The organism is Nostoc sp. (assembly GCF_036917635.1).
Taxonomy (GTDB): domain Bacteria; phylum Cyanobacteriota; class Cyanobacteriia; order Cyanobacteriales; family Nostocaceae; genus Nostoc.
Genome location: NZ_JBALCW010000012.1, coordinates 160030 through 174200 on the forward strand (window position 1 = coordinate 160030; position 14171 = coordinate 174200).

Here is a 14171-nt window from a genome sequence, read left to right on the forward strand (position 1 = left end):
TAATATATCTTAGCTAAAATTGATCTTTTTCTTGGTATAGGGAGTGGGGAGTGGTGAGTGGGGAATAGTCAGTGATAAGTGGTAAATTCCCTACTCCCCTTTCAGAAAGCAATTACCTTTTGCAGTTCACCAGTGACATCTTCTTGGGACTGATTGCCATTGACTGTTAGGAGTTTTTTGCGATCGCCGTAATAATCAATTAAAGGTGCAGTTTCAGCGCGGTACACTTCTAAACGACGACGAATCACCTCTTCGGTATCATCTTTTCGTCCTCTAGCTAGTAAACGTGCGATCACAACTTCATCTGGTGCATCTAAATTGACTACCCTTTCGCCACTCTGATGTATTTCTTGGAGTAACTTCTCCAGAAAACCTGCTTGGGTCACTTTGCGGGGAAAACCATCAAGAATCCAACCATTTTTGGCATCTGATTGACTGAGGCGCTCCTGTACCAAGTCCTGCACTAGCTGGTCGGGTACTAACTCGCCGCTATCAACATAACCTTGAGCCTTGATTCCCAAATGAGTTTGCTCTTTCATGGCTTGTCTTAATATTTCACCAGTAGAAATATGGGGAATATTCAAGTGTTCAGCCAAAGTTTGAGCTTGTGTTCCTTTACCCGCTCCAGGTGGCCCCAAGAAGATTAATCGCGTCACTATTATTTCACCATTCCTTCATAGCGCTGAGAGATGACATAAGTTTGGACTTGTTTGGCTGTCTCAATTGCCACACCAACTAAAATTAACAAAGAGGTAGCACCTATTCCCCGGAAAGTTTTCACATTCAAAGCGCTTTCCACGGCGGTGGGGATAATAGCAACCAAGCCCAAAAAGATTGCACCCAAAAAAGTTAGTCGGTTGGACACGCGTTCGATATACTCGCTAGTTGCCTTACCGGGACGAATTCCAGGAATACTAGAACCCATTTTCTTCAAGTTTTGCGCCACATCTACTGGGTTGAGAATCAACGAAGAATAGAAGTAGCTGAAGAAAACGATGGAAACCATGTATACCAAGGCATAGACCCAGGAGCTAGAACCGCTTGGACTCAAATAAGTGTTAACTATATTCGCCAAATCGGCATTTTTACTAAAATTGGCGATCAGCAGCGGCAAACTGAGGATGGCAGTAGCAAAAATAATTGGCATGACGCCGCCTTGATTCAGCCGCAGGGGCAGATAGCTACGTTGCTCTGCCAAAACTCGCCTACCTACTTGGCGACGAGCCGAAATAATTGGGATGCGGCGCATTCCTTCCTGCACAATCACAATACCAACAATTGTTGCTAGGAAAACTAATAGCAGCACAATCACACGCCCCACTGCTTCCCTACCCCCGACTTGCACCAAGTCTATGGTATCACCCAAAGCTTTTGGTAATGACGCGACAATGTTGACAAAAATCAACAATGATGCACCATTGCCAATGCCACGTTCTGTAATCAGTTCTGATGCCCACATGACGAACATCGAACCAGCAGTCAGAGCGATCGCAGTTTCAGCTACGAAGATTGGCCCTGGGTGTAAGGCGAATTGCTGGAGGAATAATGCCGAAAAAGCTGTACTTTGTAGAATTGCCCAAACTACAGTTACATAGCGTGTAATTTGGGATATTTTTCGCCGACCGGCTTCGCCTTCATTTTTCTGTAAATTTTCTAAAGATGGAATTGCTGCGGTGAGCAATTGGATGATAATAGAGGCATTAATGAAGGGCAAAATCCCTAAAGCAAAGACTCCCAAAGTCGAAAGTCCTCGCCCGGAAAATATATCCAATAAGCCAAATATGGAATTACTGCCCGATATGGCTTCGGCAAATCTCGGTCTATCAATCCCTGGTACCGGCAAGAAGATACCCAGGCGAACCAAAATTAAAATACCGACAGTCACAAGCAGCCTACCTCTGAGGCCCGCTGCTTGTGCCATCTGCATAAAAGTTTCTTGAGCCGTTGGGGCTTTATCTCGACTGATCATAGAGTGCTACCTTTATAGTGAACCAGGCGCTGACAGCGAGTTGGCTTCCATTTAAGTGCGCTGTTCCGGCTCACTCATAAGACTTCACAACTACCACCAGCTGCCTCAATTTTGCTACGAGCTGAACCTGTGAAAGCTGCCGCTTGTACCTTGAGCGGAATGCTCAATTCTCCGTTACCTAAAATTTTCAATGGCCCCTTGATAGCAGTCAGGATACCTACGGCTTTCAAGGAAGTCAAAGTTACTTCCGTATTAGCAGGAAGAGAGGCTAGCTTCTCTACATTAATCGTAGTGTAAATCTTCTGATTAACAATCGGAAAGCCCTTCAGCTTAGGTAAGCGGCGGTACAATGGCTGTTGACCACCTTCAAAGCCTGGACGAGTACCACTACCAGAACGAGATTTTTGACCTCGCATACCTAGACCAGCACTGGCACCTTGACCAGCAGAAATACCTCTAGCTACACGCTTTTTGCGTTTCTTTGAGCCTTTTTGCGGCTTAACATCATGGAGTCTCATAAGTTATCAAGTTCTCATTTGTCGTTTGTCATTTGTGAGCCAGTGCGGTCTTGGGGGTCTCCCCCATAACTGGCGTTAGCGCAGCACTAGCGAGGCACGAGCGTCACCCGGAGGGGCGTTTGTGATTTGTCATTTGTCCTTTGTTATTCACTAATGACTAATGACCAATAACTAATGACTAAATTAGATGTAGAGACTTTCAATAGGAATACCGCGATCTTCCGCGACTTCAGCAAGAGTCCGCAGTGTAGATAAGGCATTGACTGCTGCTCTAGCATTATTGAGCGGATTGTTAGAGCCAAGTTGCTTGGCTAAGACGTTACGAACTCCTGCCAATTCCAGCACAGTCCGCACAGCACCTCCAGCAATTACCCCAGTACCAGGTGAGGCTGGGCGCATCATTACCTTCGCACCGCCACCGACACCATCAATAGGATGGGGGATGGAGTTGGATTTAGTGATGGGGATATCAATGAGGTGTTTTTTGCCGTCGGCTACGCCTTTTTTGACGGCGCCAATTACATCTGAGGCTTTGCCTACTCCGACACCAACTTGACCGCGTTCGTTACCGACAACAACGATCGCTCTGAAGCTGAGTTTTTTACCACCTTTGACCACTTTACTTACGCGTCGGATTTGGATAACCCGTTCTTGCCAAGTGGTTTCTTCTTTTTTGGCACGCTTTGTTCTACTTTTACGCTCTGTTGCCATAATTTAGTGCTCTGATGAACGTCATTTGTCTTTTGTCATTTGTCTTTTGTCATTTGTCATTTGTCCAATAACCAATAACCAATGACTAATGACCAATGACTTTAGAAATCTAAACCAGCTTCGCGGGCTGCATCAGCTAGTGCTTTAACACGACCATGATATAAATTACCACCGCGATCAAAGACTACTTTGGTGATGCCTTTTTCTAGCGATCGCACTGCGATCAACTTGCCAACTTGCACCGATGCGTCGCGGTTTGCACATGACGCCAAACTAGATTTCAACTCTGGTTCTACAGTCGATGCTGCCACTATGGTTTGATGCTGAGTATCATCAATTATTTGGGCATAGATATGCTCATTAGAACGAAATACCGCTAAACGCGGACGTTCTGGGGAGCCAATAACTTTGCCACGAACGCGTCGATGACGTCGGTTTTTTGATTCTCTACGAGTAAGTTTCATTTCTACTTCTTACCACCCTTACCAGTCTTACCAGCTTTCCGTCTGACCACTTCACCGGCATAGCGAATGCCTTTACCTTTGTAAGGTTCTGGTGGACGAACGGCACGAATTTTGGCGGCTGTGTTGCCTACTATTTCTTTGTCATAGCCACTGACAATCACGTTAGTGGTACCTTCTACAGCAAACTGAATTCCTTCTGGTGGTTCAATTTGCACTTGATGGCTATAACCCATATTTAAAACTAGGTTACGCCCCTGAACTTGTGCGCGGTAACCAACACCTTGAATTTCCAAACGGCGCTGAAAACCAAGGGATACTCCCTCGACCATGTTGGCAACTAAAGTGCGGCTCAAGCCGTGCAGTTGCTTTGAGGTACGAGTTTCATCCCGACGATTTACCTGTAATATGTCTCCCTCTTGAGAGAGTGAGACATTAGGTGTGAGAGTGCGAGAAAGTTCTCCTTTGGGACCTTTCACCACAATATTCGTACCATTGATCGCCACTTGAACTTTGGCGGGAATAGTAATTGGACGTTTACCAATACGAGACATGACTTTTCTTTTTGTCCTTTGTTATTTGTCCTTTGTCCTTTGTCCTTCACTAATGACAAATGACTAATGACCAATGACTACCAAACGTAACAAAGTACTTCGCCACCCAAGTTCTGACGCCGCGCTTCGCGGTCAGTCATAATCCCACTGGATGTAGAAATAATGGCAATGCCAATGCCGCCTAGTACCCTTGGTAATTCTTTTCGATTCGAGTAAACACGTAAGCCAGGCTTACTCACTCGCTTTAAGGCGGTGATTAGTGGCTGACGGTTTTTACCCTTGTATTTCAGGGAAATCACCAGATTGTGTTTTACCCCTTCTTCTGCTTCTTCAATTTCAGCAATAAAGCCTTCCTCCCGTAGTACTTTGGCAATACTCCGGGTCATTTTTGTAGCTGGCACTTGTGTAGTTTGATGCCGCGCCAGGTTGGCATTGCGGATGCGCGTCAGCATATCTGCAATTGTGTCGTTAGCCGCCATCGTTCCCTCTATTGATGAACTTCTTGATCGCGAAAGGGCATTCCTAATTCTTTAAGTAAGGCGCGACCCTCTTCGTCGTTTTTTGCTGTGGTAATGATGGAAATATCCATCCCACGGACTTGATCGATGCTGTCGTATTCGACTTCTGGAAAAATTAGCTGTTCTCTCACACCCAGAGTGTAGTTCCCGCGTCCGTCAAAGCTTTTAGTGCTAACGCCGCGAAAATCTCGAATTCTGGGTAATGACAGGCTAACTAGTCGGTCAAAAAAGGCATACATCCGTTCGGCTCTCAGAGTAACCATGATCCCCACAGGCATCCCTTGACGAATCTTAAAGCCAGCGATCGCCTTTTTCGCCCGTGTCACCACTGGTTTTTGACCTGTTACCAAGGCAATTTCGTTGATGGATGCCTCTAGAGACTTCGCATTTTGAGCTGCTTCACCCAAACCTCGGTTAATCGTAACCTTTACCAACTTCGGTACTTGATGTACGTTAGTATATTGAAACTGATTAATCAGTTTGGGGACGATTGTCTCTTGATATAAGCTTTTGAGTCTTGTTGTCGCCATAGTTTTTTTGTCCTAATATCCCTGGGCTTGGTCAGGGAACAAAGTTATGAGTTATGAGTTATGAGCTATGAGTTAAATTTAATTCCTAACTCTTAATTCCTAACTTCTAACTATTTATCCAGAATCTCGCCAGTTTTCTTGAGTTTTCTGACTTTTTTACCTTCTGAGGTAAAGGTATAACAAACACGACTAGCAACGTTTTGCTTGGTGGAATAAAGCATCACGTTGGAGCTATGAATCGGGAATTCTTGGGTAATAATTCGCCCTGATTCCCCTTCTTGCTGGGGTTTGACGTGCTTAGTTTTAATGTTGACACCTTTGACGATAACTTTACTCAGTTGGGGAAGTGCCTGAGTAATTTCGCCAACTTTTCCCTTGTCTTTGCCAGCAATCACTTGTACTGTGTCGCCAGTTTTGACGTGCATTTTGTGGAATACTTTGGGGGTATTCTTTTTGGTTGGCATTAAAGCACCTCCGGAGCCAGAGAAACAATTTTAGTAAAGTTTTTATCGCGCAGTTCCCGGGCAACTGGGCCAAAAACCCGTGTACCTCTGGGATTACCGTCTTTGTTGATGATTACAGCAGCATTATCATCAAAGCGAATACTCATACCACTGTCACGAGACATAGCTTTCCGAGTTCGGACAATTACTGCTTCCACAACATCAGACTTTTTTACAGCCATGTTTGGTGTAGCATCTTTGACAACGGCGATAATTTTATCACCGATAAAACCATAACGACGGTTGCCTCCGCCTAAGATGCGGATGCACATTAATTTGCGGGCACCGCTATTATCTGCGACATTCAGGTAAGTCTGGGGTTGAATCACAATTATTCTCCCTTGTAATGTTGTTAATTTCTAACAACGATGAGGTTTAAGTTGGTTTGACGTTGAGGACTTCTGTGACTTTCCAGCGCTTGGTTTTGCTCAGGGGTCTAGTTTCCTGAATGCGAACGCGATCGCCTACTTTACACTTATTTTCTTCGTCGTGAACTTTATATCGTTGGGTGTTAACCACAATCTTGCCGTACTTGGGGTGAGGAGCGCGGTTTTCTATGGCTACTACCACAGTTTTTTGCATTTTATCGCTCACTACCAAGCCAACTCGTTCTTTAACTGCCATAATCTCCTACTTTTCTTCTTTAGTCGATTGACTTGCTGCCCGTTTGCGCTCTGTCTCTAACGTTAGCAATTGGGCTAGGCGGTGTCGCATTTGTCGGAACTGGTGAGGCTTTTCTAGTTGTCTTGTGGCTTTTTGCAAGCGCAACTGAAATAGTTGTCTTTTGATCGAGACAATTTCTTCAGAAAGTTTCTCGTCACTTAATTCTCTTGCTTCTGAAATCTTGGGAAGAGGCATTAGCTATTCCTGCTCCTGTGGTTGAGGGCGGACAATAAACTTGGTTTTTATGGGCAGTTTAAATGAAGCCAAGCGCATAGCTTCACGCGCAATTTCTTCAGTAACTCCACCTATTTCAAACAAAATCCGTCCTGGCTTGACTACAGCTACCCAAAACTCTGGATTACCTTTACCGGAACCCATCCGGGTTTCAGCAGCACGCATTGTTACAGGTTTATCAGGGAAAATCCGAATCCAGATTTGTCCACCCCGACGAATATAACGAGTCATTGCCCGACGAGAAGCCTCGATTTGCCGAGAGGTAATCCAAGCAGGTTCTTGTGCTTGGAGTGCAAAATCACCGAAGTTGAGGGTGCTACCACGCGTGGCTAGTCCCTCCATCCGTCCGCGCTGTTGTTTGCGGAATTTAGTTCTTCTAGGGCTTAACATGGTTTGTTACTTGTCATTTGTCCTTTGTCATTTGTCATCTGCCATTTACTATGACTAATGACTAATGACGATTTATCCTTCATTTGAGCGGTCTTCAAATTGCTGGCGACGACGTTGTTGTTGACGACGACGGGGTTCACGATCGCGATCGCGGGGATCGCGTTCACGTTCGCGGGCTGCGGGTGGTAGCGGATCTGGTTCCTGTCCAGGAATAATTTCTCCCTTAAACACCCATACTTTGATACCCAAAATGCCGTAAACAGTTTTTGCTGTGCAATAAGAGTAGTCAATGTCAGCCCGTAAGGTATGTAAAGGTACTCTACCTTCACGAGTCCATTCTGTCCGGGCAATTTCTGCACCGTTGAGCCGCCCGCTGACTTGGATTTTAATCCCTTGGACACCAGCGCGTTGGGCCCGTTGAATTGATTGCCGCACTACCCGCCTAAAGGAAACCCGACGTTCCAATTGTTGAGCTATGTATTCGGCAATTAGGTAGGCATCAGCATCAACTCGTTGGACTTCAACTACGTTAATGCGAATTTGGCGATTACTACCCAACAGTCCTTGGAGTCCGGTACGCAAGGATTCAATGCCTTGCCCACCACGGCCTACTACTACACCTGGTCTAGCTGTGCGTACTTCTAAGTCGATTTGGTCGGCTTTGCGCTCAATCCGCACTTCGGAAATACCGGCGTTGTTTTGAGCCTGTCTACCCAGCTTTTGTTCTATGTACTGACGGAGTTTGTAGTCTTCTTGTAAAAGTTCTGGATAGCGATCAGGAACAGCAAACCAACGGGATTGATGCTCATGTGTAATACCCAGGCGAAAACCAACTGGATGAATCTTCTGTCCCACGAATGCTTCCTCTAAGATTTCTTACTTTACGTAATTTATTCGTGTAAGCGTGCTTATTTTTCTGGTGCGGCTCCAACGGCCACAGTAATATGACACGTCGGCTTGCGAATTTGGTAAGCTCTACCTTGCGCTCTTGGTTGGAACCGCTTCAGAGGCGGCCCTTGATCAGCATAAGCTTGAGTAATCACTAGTTGAGTCCGATCTAATCCAGCGTTGTGTTCGGCATTGGCAGCAGCGCTTCTGAGAACCTTCAATATGGGTTCAGTGGCGCGATAGGGCATGAATTCTAGGATGATTAACGCTTCTCGGTACGATCGCCCCCGGATTTGATCCAGTACACGACGCACTTTGTAGGCCGAGATGCGGATAAAACGAGCGATCGCTTTTACTTCAGTAGTATTAGTAGCCATAATTTTCTCCAATTTTGTCATTTGTCGTTTGTCATTTGTCATTTGTCTTTAGCTAATGACTAATGACTTCATGACTAATGACTACCTACCTGCTTTTTTGTCGCTTTTTCCATGACCTCTGTAGGTGCGTGTTGGGGCAAATTCACCCAACTTGTGTCCTACCATCTGTTCATTTACAAAAACTGGAACGTGTTGGCGTCCGTTATGAACAGCTATGGTATGACCGACCATTAGAGGCAAAATTGTCGAAGCTCTTGACCAAGTTTTAATAACTTCTTTTTTGTTGTTGTCGTTGAGCTTTTCAATTTTCTTTAGAAGATGATCCGCAACGAAAGGACCTTTTTTTAGAGAACGACCCATAGTTCAATTTTGGATTTAGGATTTAGGATTTAGGATTTAGAATTTCGCATTTTGGATAATTAAGTATCTAATCAAGTTTCACAAATTTTCAATGTTCACAAGTAGACCCCAATCTAAAATCCAAAATCTGTCTTGAAAAGTTCAGATCGGAGGTTTCCTCCGCTCCGACTTTTCGCAAAATCTAAAATTCTATGATTCACGACCGCCGCGACCGCGTTTGGAAGACTTACGGCGACGACGCACAATCAATTTGCTGCTAAGTTTCTTGCGATTGCGTGTCTTCGCACCCAATGTGGGTTTACCCCAAGGTGTAACAGGACCCGATCTACCGATAGGTGCTCTACCCTCCCCACCACCATGTGGGTGATCCACTGGGTTCATGACGCTACCTCTAACCTTAGGACGGCGACCTTTCCAGCGATTTCGCCCTGCTTTACCTGCACTCAGGTTTCTAGCATCGGTGTTGCCTACTTGCCCAATGGTCGCGTAGCACTCGCGCCGAATTAAGCGGACTTCTCCTGAAGGTAACTTGAGAGTTACATAATCACCTTCTTTTGCCACAACTTGAGCGCTAGCACCAGCAGCACGCACAATTTGACCACCTTTGCCAGGAGTCATTTCTACATTGTGAACACCAGTACCCAAGGGAATCTTCGAGAGAGGTAAAGCATTACCATCTTCAAAGGGAGCTTCAGGTCCAGAAATAATTATTGTTCCAACTTTCAACCCGTTGGGATGGAGGATATACCGTTTTTCGCCATCTTGGTAATACAAAAGCGCAATTCGGGCATTGCGGTTAGGATCGTATTCAATTGCTGCGACTTTGGCAGGAATATTATGTTTATCCCTTTTAAAATCGATGATCCGGTAAAGTTGTTTGTGTCCGCCACCCCGGCGACGACTGGTAATCCGCCCTGTATTATTCCGACCTTTGGCGCGATGCTTCGAGGTAGTTAGGGATTTTTCTGGCTCAGTTTTTGTGATCTCCGCAAAGTCAGAAACTGTAACTTGGCGAGTGCTGGGGGTATAAGGGCGATAAGAACGAGTACCCATAATCTATTTTGGATTTTGGATTTTGGATTTACTTAATTTTGGATTTTTAATTTTGGATTTTGGATTTAATGAGTGTTTAACTAATTGCGGCCATTCTTGGTACTTATTCAGTCAACTCCTCAATCTAAAATCTAAAATCGTTCGACTGAGTTTAGTCGAAGTCTAAAATCTAAAATTCCTAGACTTCTGGGAATAGAACTTGTCTAATCTTGTCTTCATCCCCAGGTGCGACGGTAACAATGGCTCGCTTATATTGGGGCTTATAACCAATAAATTTACCAACGCGCCGCTTTTTACGCGGTGGTAGGGTGGTGTTGACTTTTACAACCTTCACCTGAAACAAGTCTTCGATCGCAGCCTTGATTTCTGGCTTAGATGCCTTTGGAATTACTTCAAAGGTGTACTTATTCTGTTCCATTAAGATGGTCGCTTTCTCGGTGACGATTGGGCGACGCACTAAGTCGGCAAGGTCGCGGGGGTCAAAGTTAGGCACTGTAGACCTCCTGAATTTTTTCTAGGGCTGATGCCGTAATTACAATCTTGTCAGCGTGCAGTAAATCAAAAACATTTAGCTGGTCGGCTGCAATTAGTTTTAAATTTTCAATGTTGCGGGCTGACAAATAAACGTTATCTGTATCCGCAATTTCAGACAAAATTAACAGTGACTTGCTTTCTGGTACTACTCCCCAACGGGCAAGGGCTGCCACTAATTCTTTAGTTTTCGGGCGAGATAGCTCGGTGCTAAATTCTTCTACTACGATCAAATCCTCAATGCGGCTGACAAATACTGTCCGCAGTGCTAAACGTCGCTCTTTGCGGTTTAACTTTAGGTTGAAGTCTCTAGGCTTTGGCCCAAAGATTACACCACCACCACGCCACAGTGGTGAACGAATAGACCCTGCACGAGCGCGACCAGTACCTTTTTGTCGCCAAGGCTTACGGCCACCGCCTCTAACTTCTGAACGAGTTTTTGTACTGGCATTTCCTTGACGAGCATTAGTCAATTGCCGTACCAAGGCGCGGTGTACAATATGAGAGGCTGTTTCTTCCTTGGCAACGCGCAACTCGAAGCTCGTCTCGCCGACCTGTTCTCCTTGCCAATTTTTAACTACGCTTTCAACCATCTTTGTTATTTGTCCTTTGTCATTGGTCATTGGTCATTTGTCTTTTGCCATTTGTCCTTAGCCAATGACTAATGACTAATGACGTTTGACTAATGACTTTTGACTATCCCACTATTTTTGCAGGCAAAATACTTACTAGAGCGCCCGGTTTCCCAGGAATTGCTCCCTTAATAAGCAATAAGTTGCGTTCTGCATCAACTCGCACTATGGTCAGTTTACGGATTGTGATCCTTTTGCCACCTAAACGCCCTGCCATCCGCTTACCTGGATAGACACGACCTGGTGTTGTACCAGCACCAATAGAACCCGGCGCTCTGTGGTTTTTGGAACCGTGGGACATCGGACCACGACCAAAGTTGTTGCGCTTCTGGTTACCCGCGAAGCCGCGACCGATGCTTGTGCCGACTACATCGACAATTTGACCTGCACTAAAAATATCTGCTTTAATCTGTTGACCTAAAGCGTAATCACCAGAACTATCGGTGTGATATTCATTTAAGTGACGCAATGCTGGGGCAGATGATTTTGCTAAATGACCCAGTAGTGGTCTGTTCAGTGCCTTTGGTTTAACTTCGCCATAACCAACTTGAATGGCAAAATAACCGTCGGTTTGTTTCGTTTTAACTTGTGTAACGGTGCATGGACCTGCTTGAATGACAGTTACAGGAATAGCTACTCCTGCTTCGTCAAATATTTGGGTCATGCCCAGCTTGGTGCCGAGAATACCTACAGACACAGTAACTGGTTCTCCTTTCTACTTGCTTACCTTGGAATTGGACTCTAGAGGACACGCTTTGTACGCATCAGTTTAGGCTGGGTTAGCCTGCGAAATTTGGAATGGTTTAAATAAACCGCTCCAAATGCTTTCGGACACAACAAACCGTGTCCGTACTGCTTGGTGAATCTGTTTAGGTTCACTCACTAGATCACCAGAACAGCCACAAGTCCCTTCCCATTGGGAAGGAGTAACTTCTGGAATCAATGCAAGGCGCTACAGCTTTAAGCTGTGTGCAGCAATGCTTTCGTCCAAGCAATTGCTCTGGCACTTTCTGGAGGCAGCGCTGTCGGCGGGGTTTTCCGATTTTTAGACGCCCATTAAGACGGCTTCCCGGAGATTGGCTACTGCCCTGTTGCAGTTGGACTTAAGCGGTTTTTACCGCCCAGTATCCGTTAGCTGAGACTGAAGTGACGCACTCTCCCGCAGCAATTACGGGGGATTCTGGGTTCAAGTAGCAATTGCAGGTACACCCGTCTTACATTGCCTCGCCCACTGGACAACGCCCTGCCCAGGATACATATCTTACCATTAACTGCTGAATAAATTCAGCCATTCGCTCATGTCCCCCGCATAAATTACGGTGGCTTTACGCATCACGAATTGTCATGCCATAAACCAACATTGCGGCTCAGTTTTTACTTCCTTAAACACCTTAAACTATTGTTTAAGATTTTGCCTGCTTTTTCAGAGGCACAGGAGTAAATGTACTCTAGAGCTTTGGATTGGCTTTGATTTTTCGTCCATCAGCTCCAATGTTGACCTGAAAGCTTTCTTAGTTTACCAGTCTATGAGCAATCTGAGTTAGATTATCCAAATTTGGATTAAGTTATCAGCTTTTGATGCTAAGACTACTTCAGAATGACAGTAAAAAGGCTGCCTAATTGCGTTTTTGGTCACAATCTAATAATATAAATTATTTATTTATGTTTGTCCAGTAATTTATAGAGTTATTTTAGGGAGTAGGGGGAGCAGGGGGAGCAGGGGGAGAAGAGTTAATAACCAATGCGTAATGCCCAATGCCCAAAAAAATGCTTTTAATCTATCGGTTCAGGGTAAATAATAGAGATATCTAAGTGGGATAAGACGAAAATCTATGGCACTAATTACCACTGGCAACGGTTTAATCCGCGATCTGGAAAAATTTGGCGCTCTTGGTGTGTATGTACCTCTGGAAGGGGGTTATGAAGGTCGATATCAGCGCCGACTACGCGCAGCTGGGTATACCACCCTCCACATTACCGCTAGGGGACTGGGCGACGTAGCTGCATATCTCACAAGAATTCATGGAGTTAGACCTCCTCATCTTGGGAAAAAAAGTACTGGTAGCGGTGCGGCAGTAGGTCATGTGTACTATTTGCCACCAATTCTCAATTCTCATCTAGAACAGCTACCACCAAAGTCAAAGGGGCTGGTTTTGTGGATTATTGAAGGGCATATTCTTTCCAATGAAGAACTTGAGTATTTAACGAATTTGCCTCAGCTTGAACCACGAGTAAGAGTAGTCATTGAGAGGGGTGGCGATCGCGCCTTCCGTTGGACTTCTCTAGAAAAAACTCTCTTAGCTAGTTAGTCTTTTGTCATTAGTCATTAGTCATCATCAAATGACTAATGACTCAATTCAATCAGCATTTCAAGAACGCTGAGTTAAAAACTACAAGATGCAAATAACCGTCGAGAAGCCTATAATTGGTTAATAAGATATAGAAGTTAAAGATAGTAAGTCTGTGATTTGCATGTAAAGCAGCACAAAGGTAATAACAATTCCTTAACCGACAAATAAAGAAAAATACTCACCAATTATTTAAGATGGAAACAACAACCGAGAAGGTTGAAATTGTGTCTATATATCTAGATAAGTTCCTATTTTTATCATTTAAGAAGAATGCTGCTCAAAAAGTCGCAGACAATTACAGTTAAGAATAGGCATACTGAAAGAGGGAGAAAACTTTAGGCCACTCCCTTCCAAATCGGCGTGAAGGTGATTAAGCAACAATGAGACGTAAACCCACTGGTAAATCGGCTACTACTTCTAAACCCTCTATTTTCCAATCCCCAATGTTTAACCTCTTCACCATCGCAATTATGGGAGGGGTGTTGATTTTGGGAATTGGGATTGGCATTGCTTTTAGTTCTACAACGACGTTAGCCCCATCAAATGTGGCTTCTCGTGAATTCATTGACACCAAAGCACCAAACCCTGAAATTTGTGTGCAGTACGGAGCTAGCGCGATGGTGATGGATGCTAGACTGTTCGTCACTCTCAACCCGTTCAATGTCTATGTTGCCCAGCCGAGTATGCGTCCTGGATGCGTAATCCGACAAAATAATTGGGCGCTTTTAGAGCAACGTAAGCTGGTGACATCTGATCAGGTAAATGAGTGCAAAAATCGCCTGAACACCTTTGGCTTTACAGGTAACTTGGACAGTGACAAACCTGATATTAGGTGTATATATCAGAATGAAGCTGCTCAAAACTTTTTTACGGCTCAACCAGGAGCAGTTGGAACACCTCAGGAAACTGACAGATTTTAGATTTGGTA

Annotated in this window: 22 protein-coding genes; 2 read left to right on the top strand and 20 right to left on the bottom strand. The window is 44.8% G+C overall.

Going from position 1 to position 14171, the window contains the following annotated elements:
* Positions 1-101: 101 nt before the first annotated feature.
* From V7K32_RS03325 to rplC, 20 genes are all read right to left on the bottom strand, one after another.
* Positions 102-656 (bottom strand): adenylate kinase, encoded by a 555-nt coding sequence (locus V7K32_RS03325; RefSeq protein ID WP_334990302.1) that lies wholly within the window; start codon positions 654-656, stop codon positions 102-104.
* A 2-nt stretch (positions 657-658) separates the two neighbouring features.
* Positions 659-1969 (bottom strand): preprotein translocase subunit SecY, encoded by a 1311-nt coding sequence (gene secY / locus V7K32_RS03330; RefSeq protein WP_334990304.1) that lies wholly within the window; start codon positions 1967-1969, stop codon positions 659-661.
* Positions 1970-2043: 74 nt separating this feature from the next.
* Positions 2044-2487: a 50S ribosomal protein L15 gene (rplO, locus tag V7K32_RS03335; RefSeq protein ID WP_334990306.1), complete on the bottom strand. Its 444-nt coding sequence runs from the start codon at positions 2485-2487 to the stop codon at positions 2044-2046.
* Positions 2488-2670: 183 nt separating this feature from the next.
* Entirely contained in the window at positions 2671-3198 is a 528-nt protein-coding gene (gene rpsE / locus V7K32_RS03340) for a 30S ribosomal protein S5 (protein WP_334883878.1), read from the bottom strand.
* A 101-nt stretch (positions 3199-3299) separates the two neighbouring features.
* Positions 3300-3662, bottom strand: a complete 363-nt coding sequence (gene rplR / locus V7K32_RS03345) for a 50S ribosomal protein L18 (protein ID WP_099101131.1) — start codon at positions 3660-3662, stop codon at positions 3300-3302.
* 2 nt (positions 3663-3664) lie between these two features.
* Positions 3665-4213, bottom strand: a complete 549-nt coding sequence (gene rplF / locus V7K32_RS03350) for a 50S ribosomal protein L6 (protein ID WP_334990308.1) — start codon at positions 4211-4213, stop codon at positions 3665-3667.
* Between the two features lie 77 nt (positions 4214-4290).
* On the bottom strand, positions 4291-4692 hold the full coding sequence (rpsH, locus tag V7K32_RS03355) for a 30S ribosomal protein S8 (RefSeq protein WP_012410712.1): 402 nt from the start codon (positions 4690-4692) through the stop codon (positions 4291-4293).
* 8 nt (positions 4693-4700) lie between these two features.
* Entirely contained in the window at positions 4701-5261 is a 561-nt protein-coding gene (rplE, locus tag V7K32_RS03360; RefSeq protein WP_334990310.1) for a 50S ribosomal protein L5, read from the bottom strand.
* 110 nt (positions 5262-5371) lie between these two features.
* Positions 5372-5725, bottom strand: coding sequence for a 50S ribosomal protein L24 (gene rplX / locus V7K32_RS03365; protein WP_334990312.1), 354 nt, complete (start codon positions 5723-5725; stop codon positions 5372-5374).
* Positions 5725-6093 (bottom strand): 50S ribosomal protein L14, encoded by a 369-nt coding sequence (rplN, locus tag V7K32_RS03370; RefSeq protein ID WP_229547629.1) that lies wholly within the window; start codon positions 6091-6093, stop codon positions 5725-5727. The genes rplX and rplN overlap by 1 nt, the downstream gene beginning before the upstream one ends.
* A gap of 46 nt (positions 6094-6139) precedes the next feature.
* Positions 6140-6388: a 30S ribosomal protein S17 gene (rpsQ, locus tag V7K32_RS03375; RefSeq protein ID WP_334990314.1), complete on the bottom strand. Its 249-nt coding sequence runs from the start codon at positions 6386-6388 to the stop codon at positions 6140-6142.
* Positions 6389-6394: 6 nt separating this feature from the next.
* Entirely contained in the window at positions 6395-6622 is a 228-nt protein-coding gene (gene rpmC, locus V7K32_RS03380; protein WP_334990316.1) for a 50S ribosomal protein L29, read from the bottom strand.
* A gap of 3 nt (positions 6623-6625) precedes the next feature.
* Positions 6626-7051 carry a 50S ribosomal protein L16 gene (gene rplP / locus V7K32_RS03385; RefSeq protein WP_334990318.1) on the bottom strand — a complete coding sequence of 142 codons (426 nt, stop codon included), beginning with the start codon at positions 7049-7051 and terminating at the stop codon, positions 6626-6628.
* Between the two features lie 72 nt (positions 7052-7123).
* A complete protein-coding gene (gene rpsC / locus V7K32_RS03390; protein ID WP_334990320.1) occupies positions 7124-7906 on the bottom strand; it encodes a 30S ribosomal protein S3 in 783 nt (260 codons plus the stop codon).
* A gap of 53 nt (positions 7907-7959) precedes the next feature.
* Positions 7960-8316: a 50S ribosomal protein L22 gene (gene rplV, locus V7K32_RS03395; RefSeq protein WP_012410720.1), complete on the bottom strand. Its 357-nt coding sequence runs from the start codon at positions 8314-8316 to the stop codon at positions 7960-7962.
* Positions 8317-8397: 81 nt separating this feature from the next.
* Complete coding sequence (gene rpsS, locus V7K32_RS03400; RefSeq protein ID WP_229547624.1) at positions 8398-8676, bottom strand: 30S ribosomal protein S19; 279 nt, start codon at positions 8674-8676, stop codon at positions 8398-8400.
* A 189-nt stretch (positions 8677-8865) separates the two neighbouring features.
* Positions 8866-9729 carry a 50S ribosomal protein L2 gene (rplB, locus tag V7K32_RS03405; protein ID WP_229450958.1) on the bottom strand — a complete coding sequence of 288 codons (864 nt, stop codon included), beginning with the start codon at positions 9727-9729 and terminating at the stop codon, positions 8866-8868.
* 178 nt (positions 9730-9907) lie between these two features.
* Positions 9908-10222, bottom strand: coding sequence for a 50S ribosomal protein L23 (locus tag V7K32_RS03410; protein WP_334990323.1), 315 nt, complete (start codon positions 10220-10222; stop codon positions 9908-9910).
* Complete coding sequence (gene rplD, locus V7K32_RS03415; protein WP_334990410.1) at positions 10215-10853, bottom strand: 50S ribosomal protein L4; 639 nt, start codon at positions 10851-10853, stop codon at positions 10215-10217. The genes V7K32_RS03410 and rplD overlap by 8 nt, the downstream gene beginning before the upstream one ends.
* A gap of 103 nt (positions 10854-10956) precedes the next feature.
* The gene (gene rplC, locus V7K32_RS03420) at positions 10957-11589 is read right to left on the bottom strand and encodes a 50S ribosomal protein L3 (protein WP_334883897.1); all 633 of its coding nucleotides are present in this window, start codon (positions 11587-11589) and stop codon (positions 10957-10959) included.
* Positions 11590-12724: 1135 nt separating this feature from the next.
* On the opposite strand from rplC, the gene V7K32_RS03425 reads away from it, so the two are divergent.
* Both V7K32_RS03425 and V7K32_RS03430 read left to right on the top strand, forming a co-directional pair.
* The gene (locus V7K32_RS03425) at positions 12725-13201 is read left to right on the top strand and encodes an NAD(P)H-quinone oxidoreductase subunit N (RefSeq protein WP_196510707.1); all 477 of its coding nucleotides are present in this window, start codon (positions 12725-12727) and stop codon (positions 13199-13201) included.
* 422 nt (positions 13202-13623) lie between these two features.
* The gene (locus V7K32_RS03430) at positions 13624-14163 is read left to right on the top strand and encodes a DUF3172 domain-containing protein (RefSeq protein ID WP_334865894.1); all 540 of its coding nucleotides are present in this window, start codon (positions 13624-13626) and stop codon (positions 14161-14163) included.
* The last annotated feature ends 8 nt before the right edge of the window (positions 14164-14171 follow it).

Coding starts and splice junctions, on each gene's coding strand:
- rpsH (WP_012410712.1), bottom strand. CDS start 4,692: ATGGCGGCTAACGACACAATTGCAGATATGCTGACGCGCATCCGCAAT.
- rplB (WP_229450958.1), bottom strand. CDS start 9,729: ATGGGTACTCGTTCTTATCGCCCTTATACCCCCAGCACTCGCCAAGTT.
- rplF (WP_334990308.1), bottom strand. CDS start 4,213: ATGTCTCGTATTGGTAAACGTCCAATTACTATTCCCGCCAAAGTTCAA.
- rplP (WP_334990318.1), bottom strand. CDS start 7,051: ATGTTAAGCCCTAGAAGAACTAAATTCCGCAAACAACAGCGCGGACGG.
- rpsS (WP_229547624.1), bottom strand. CDS start 8,676: ATGGGTCGTTCTCTAAAAAAAGGTCCTTTCGTTGCGGATCATCTTCTA.
- rplE (WP_334990310.1), bottom strand. CDS start 5,261: ATGGCGACAACAAGACTCAAAAGCTTATATCAAGAGACAATCGTCCCC.
- V7K32_RS03425 (WP_196510707.1), top strand. CDS start 12,725: ATGGCACTAATTACCACTGGCAACGGTTTAATCCGCGATCTGGAAAAA.
- rpsQ (WP_334990314.1), bottom strand. CDS start 6,388: ATGGCAGTTAAAGAACGAGTTGGCTTGGTAGTGAGCGATAAAATGCAA.
- secY (WP_334990304.1), bottom strand. CDS start 1,969: ATGATCAGTCGAGATAAAGCCCCAACGGCTCAAGAAACTTTTATGCAG.
- rplV (WP_012410720.1), bottom strand. CDS start 8,316: ATGGCTACTAATACTACTGAAGTAAAAGCGATCGCTCGTTTTATCCGC.
- V7K32_RS03430 (WP_334865894.1), top strand. CDS start 13,624: ATGAGACGTAAACCCACTGGTAAATCGGCTACTACTTCTAAACCCTCT.
- rplD (WP_334990410.1), bottom strand. CDS start 10,853: ATGGTTGAAAGCGTAGTTAAAAATTGGCAAGGAGAACAGGTCGGCGAG.
- rplX (WP_334990312.1), bottom strand. CDS start 5,725: ATGCCAACCAAAAAGAATACCCCCAAAGTATTCCACAAAATGCACGTC.
- rplO (WP_334990306.1), bottom strand. CDS start 2,487: ATGAGACTCCATGATGTTAAGCCGCAAAAAGGCTCAAAGAAACGCAAA.
- rpmC (WP_334990316.1), bottom strand. CDS start 6,622: ATGCCTCTTCCCAAGATTTCAGAAGCAAGAGAATTAAGTGACGAGAAA.
- rpsE (WP_334883878.1), bottom strand. CDS start 3,198: ATGGCAACAGAGCGTAAAAGTAGAACAAAGCGTGCCAAAAAAGAAGAA.
- rplR (WP_099101131.1), bottom strand. CDS start 3,662: ATGAAACTTACTCGTAGAGAATCAAAAAACCGACGTCATCGACGCGTT.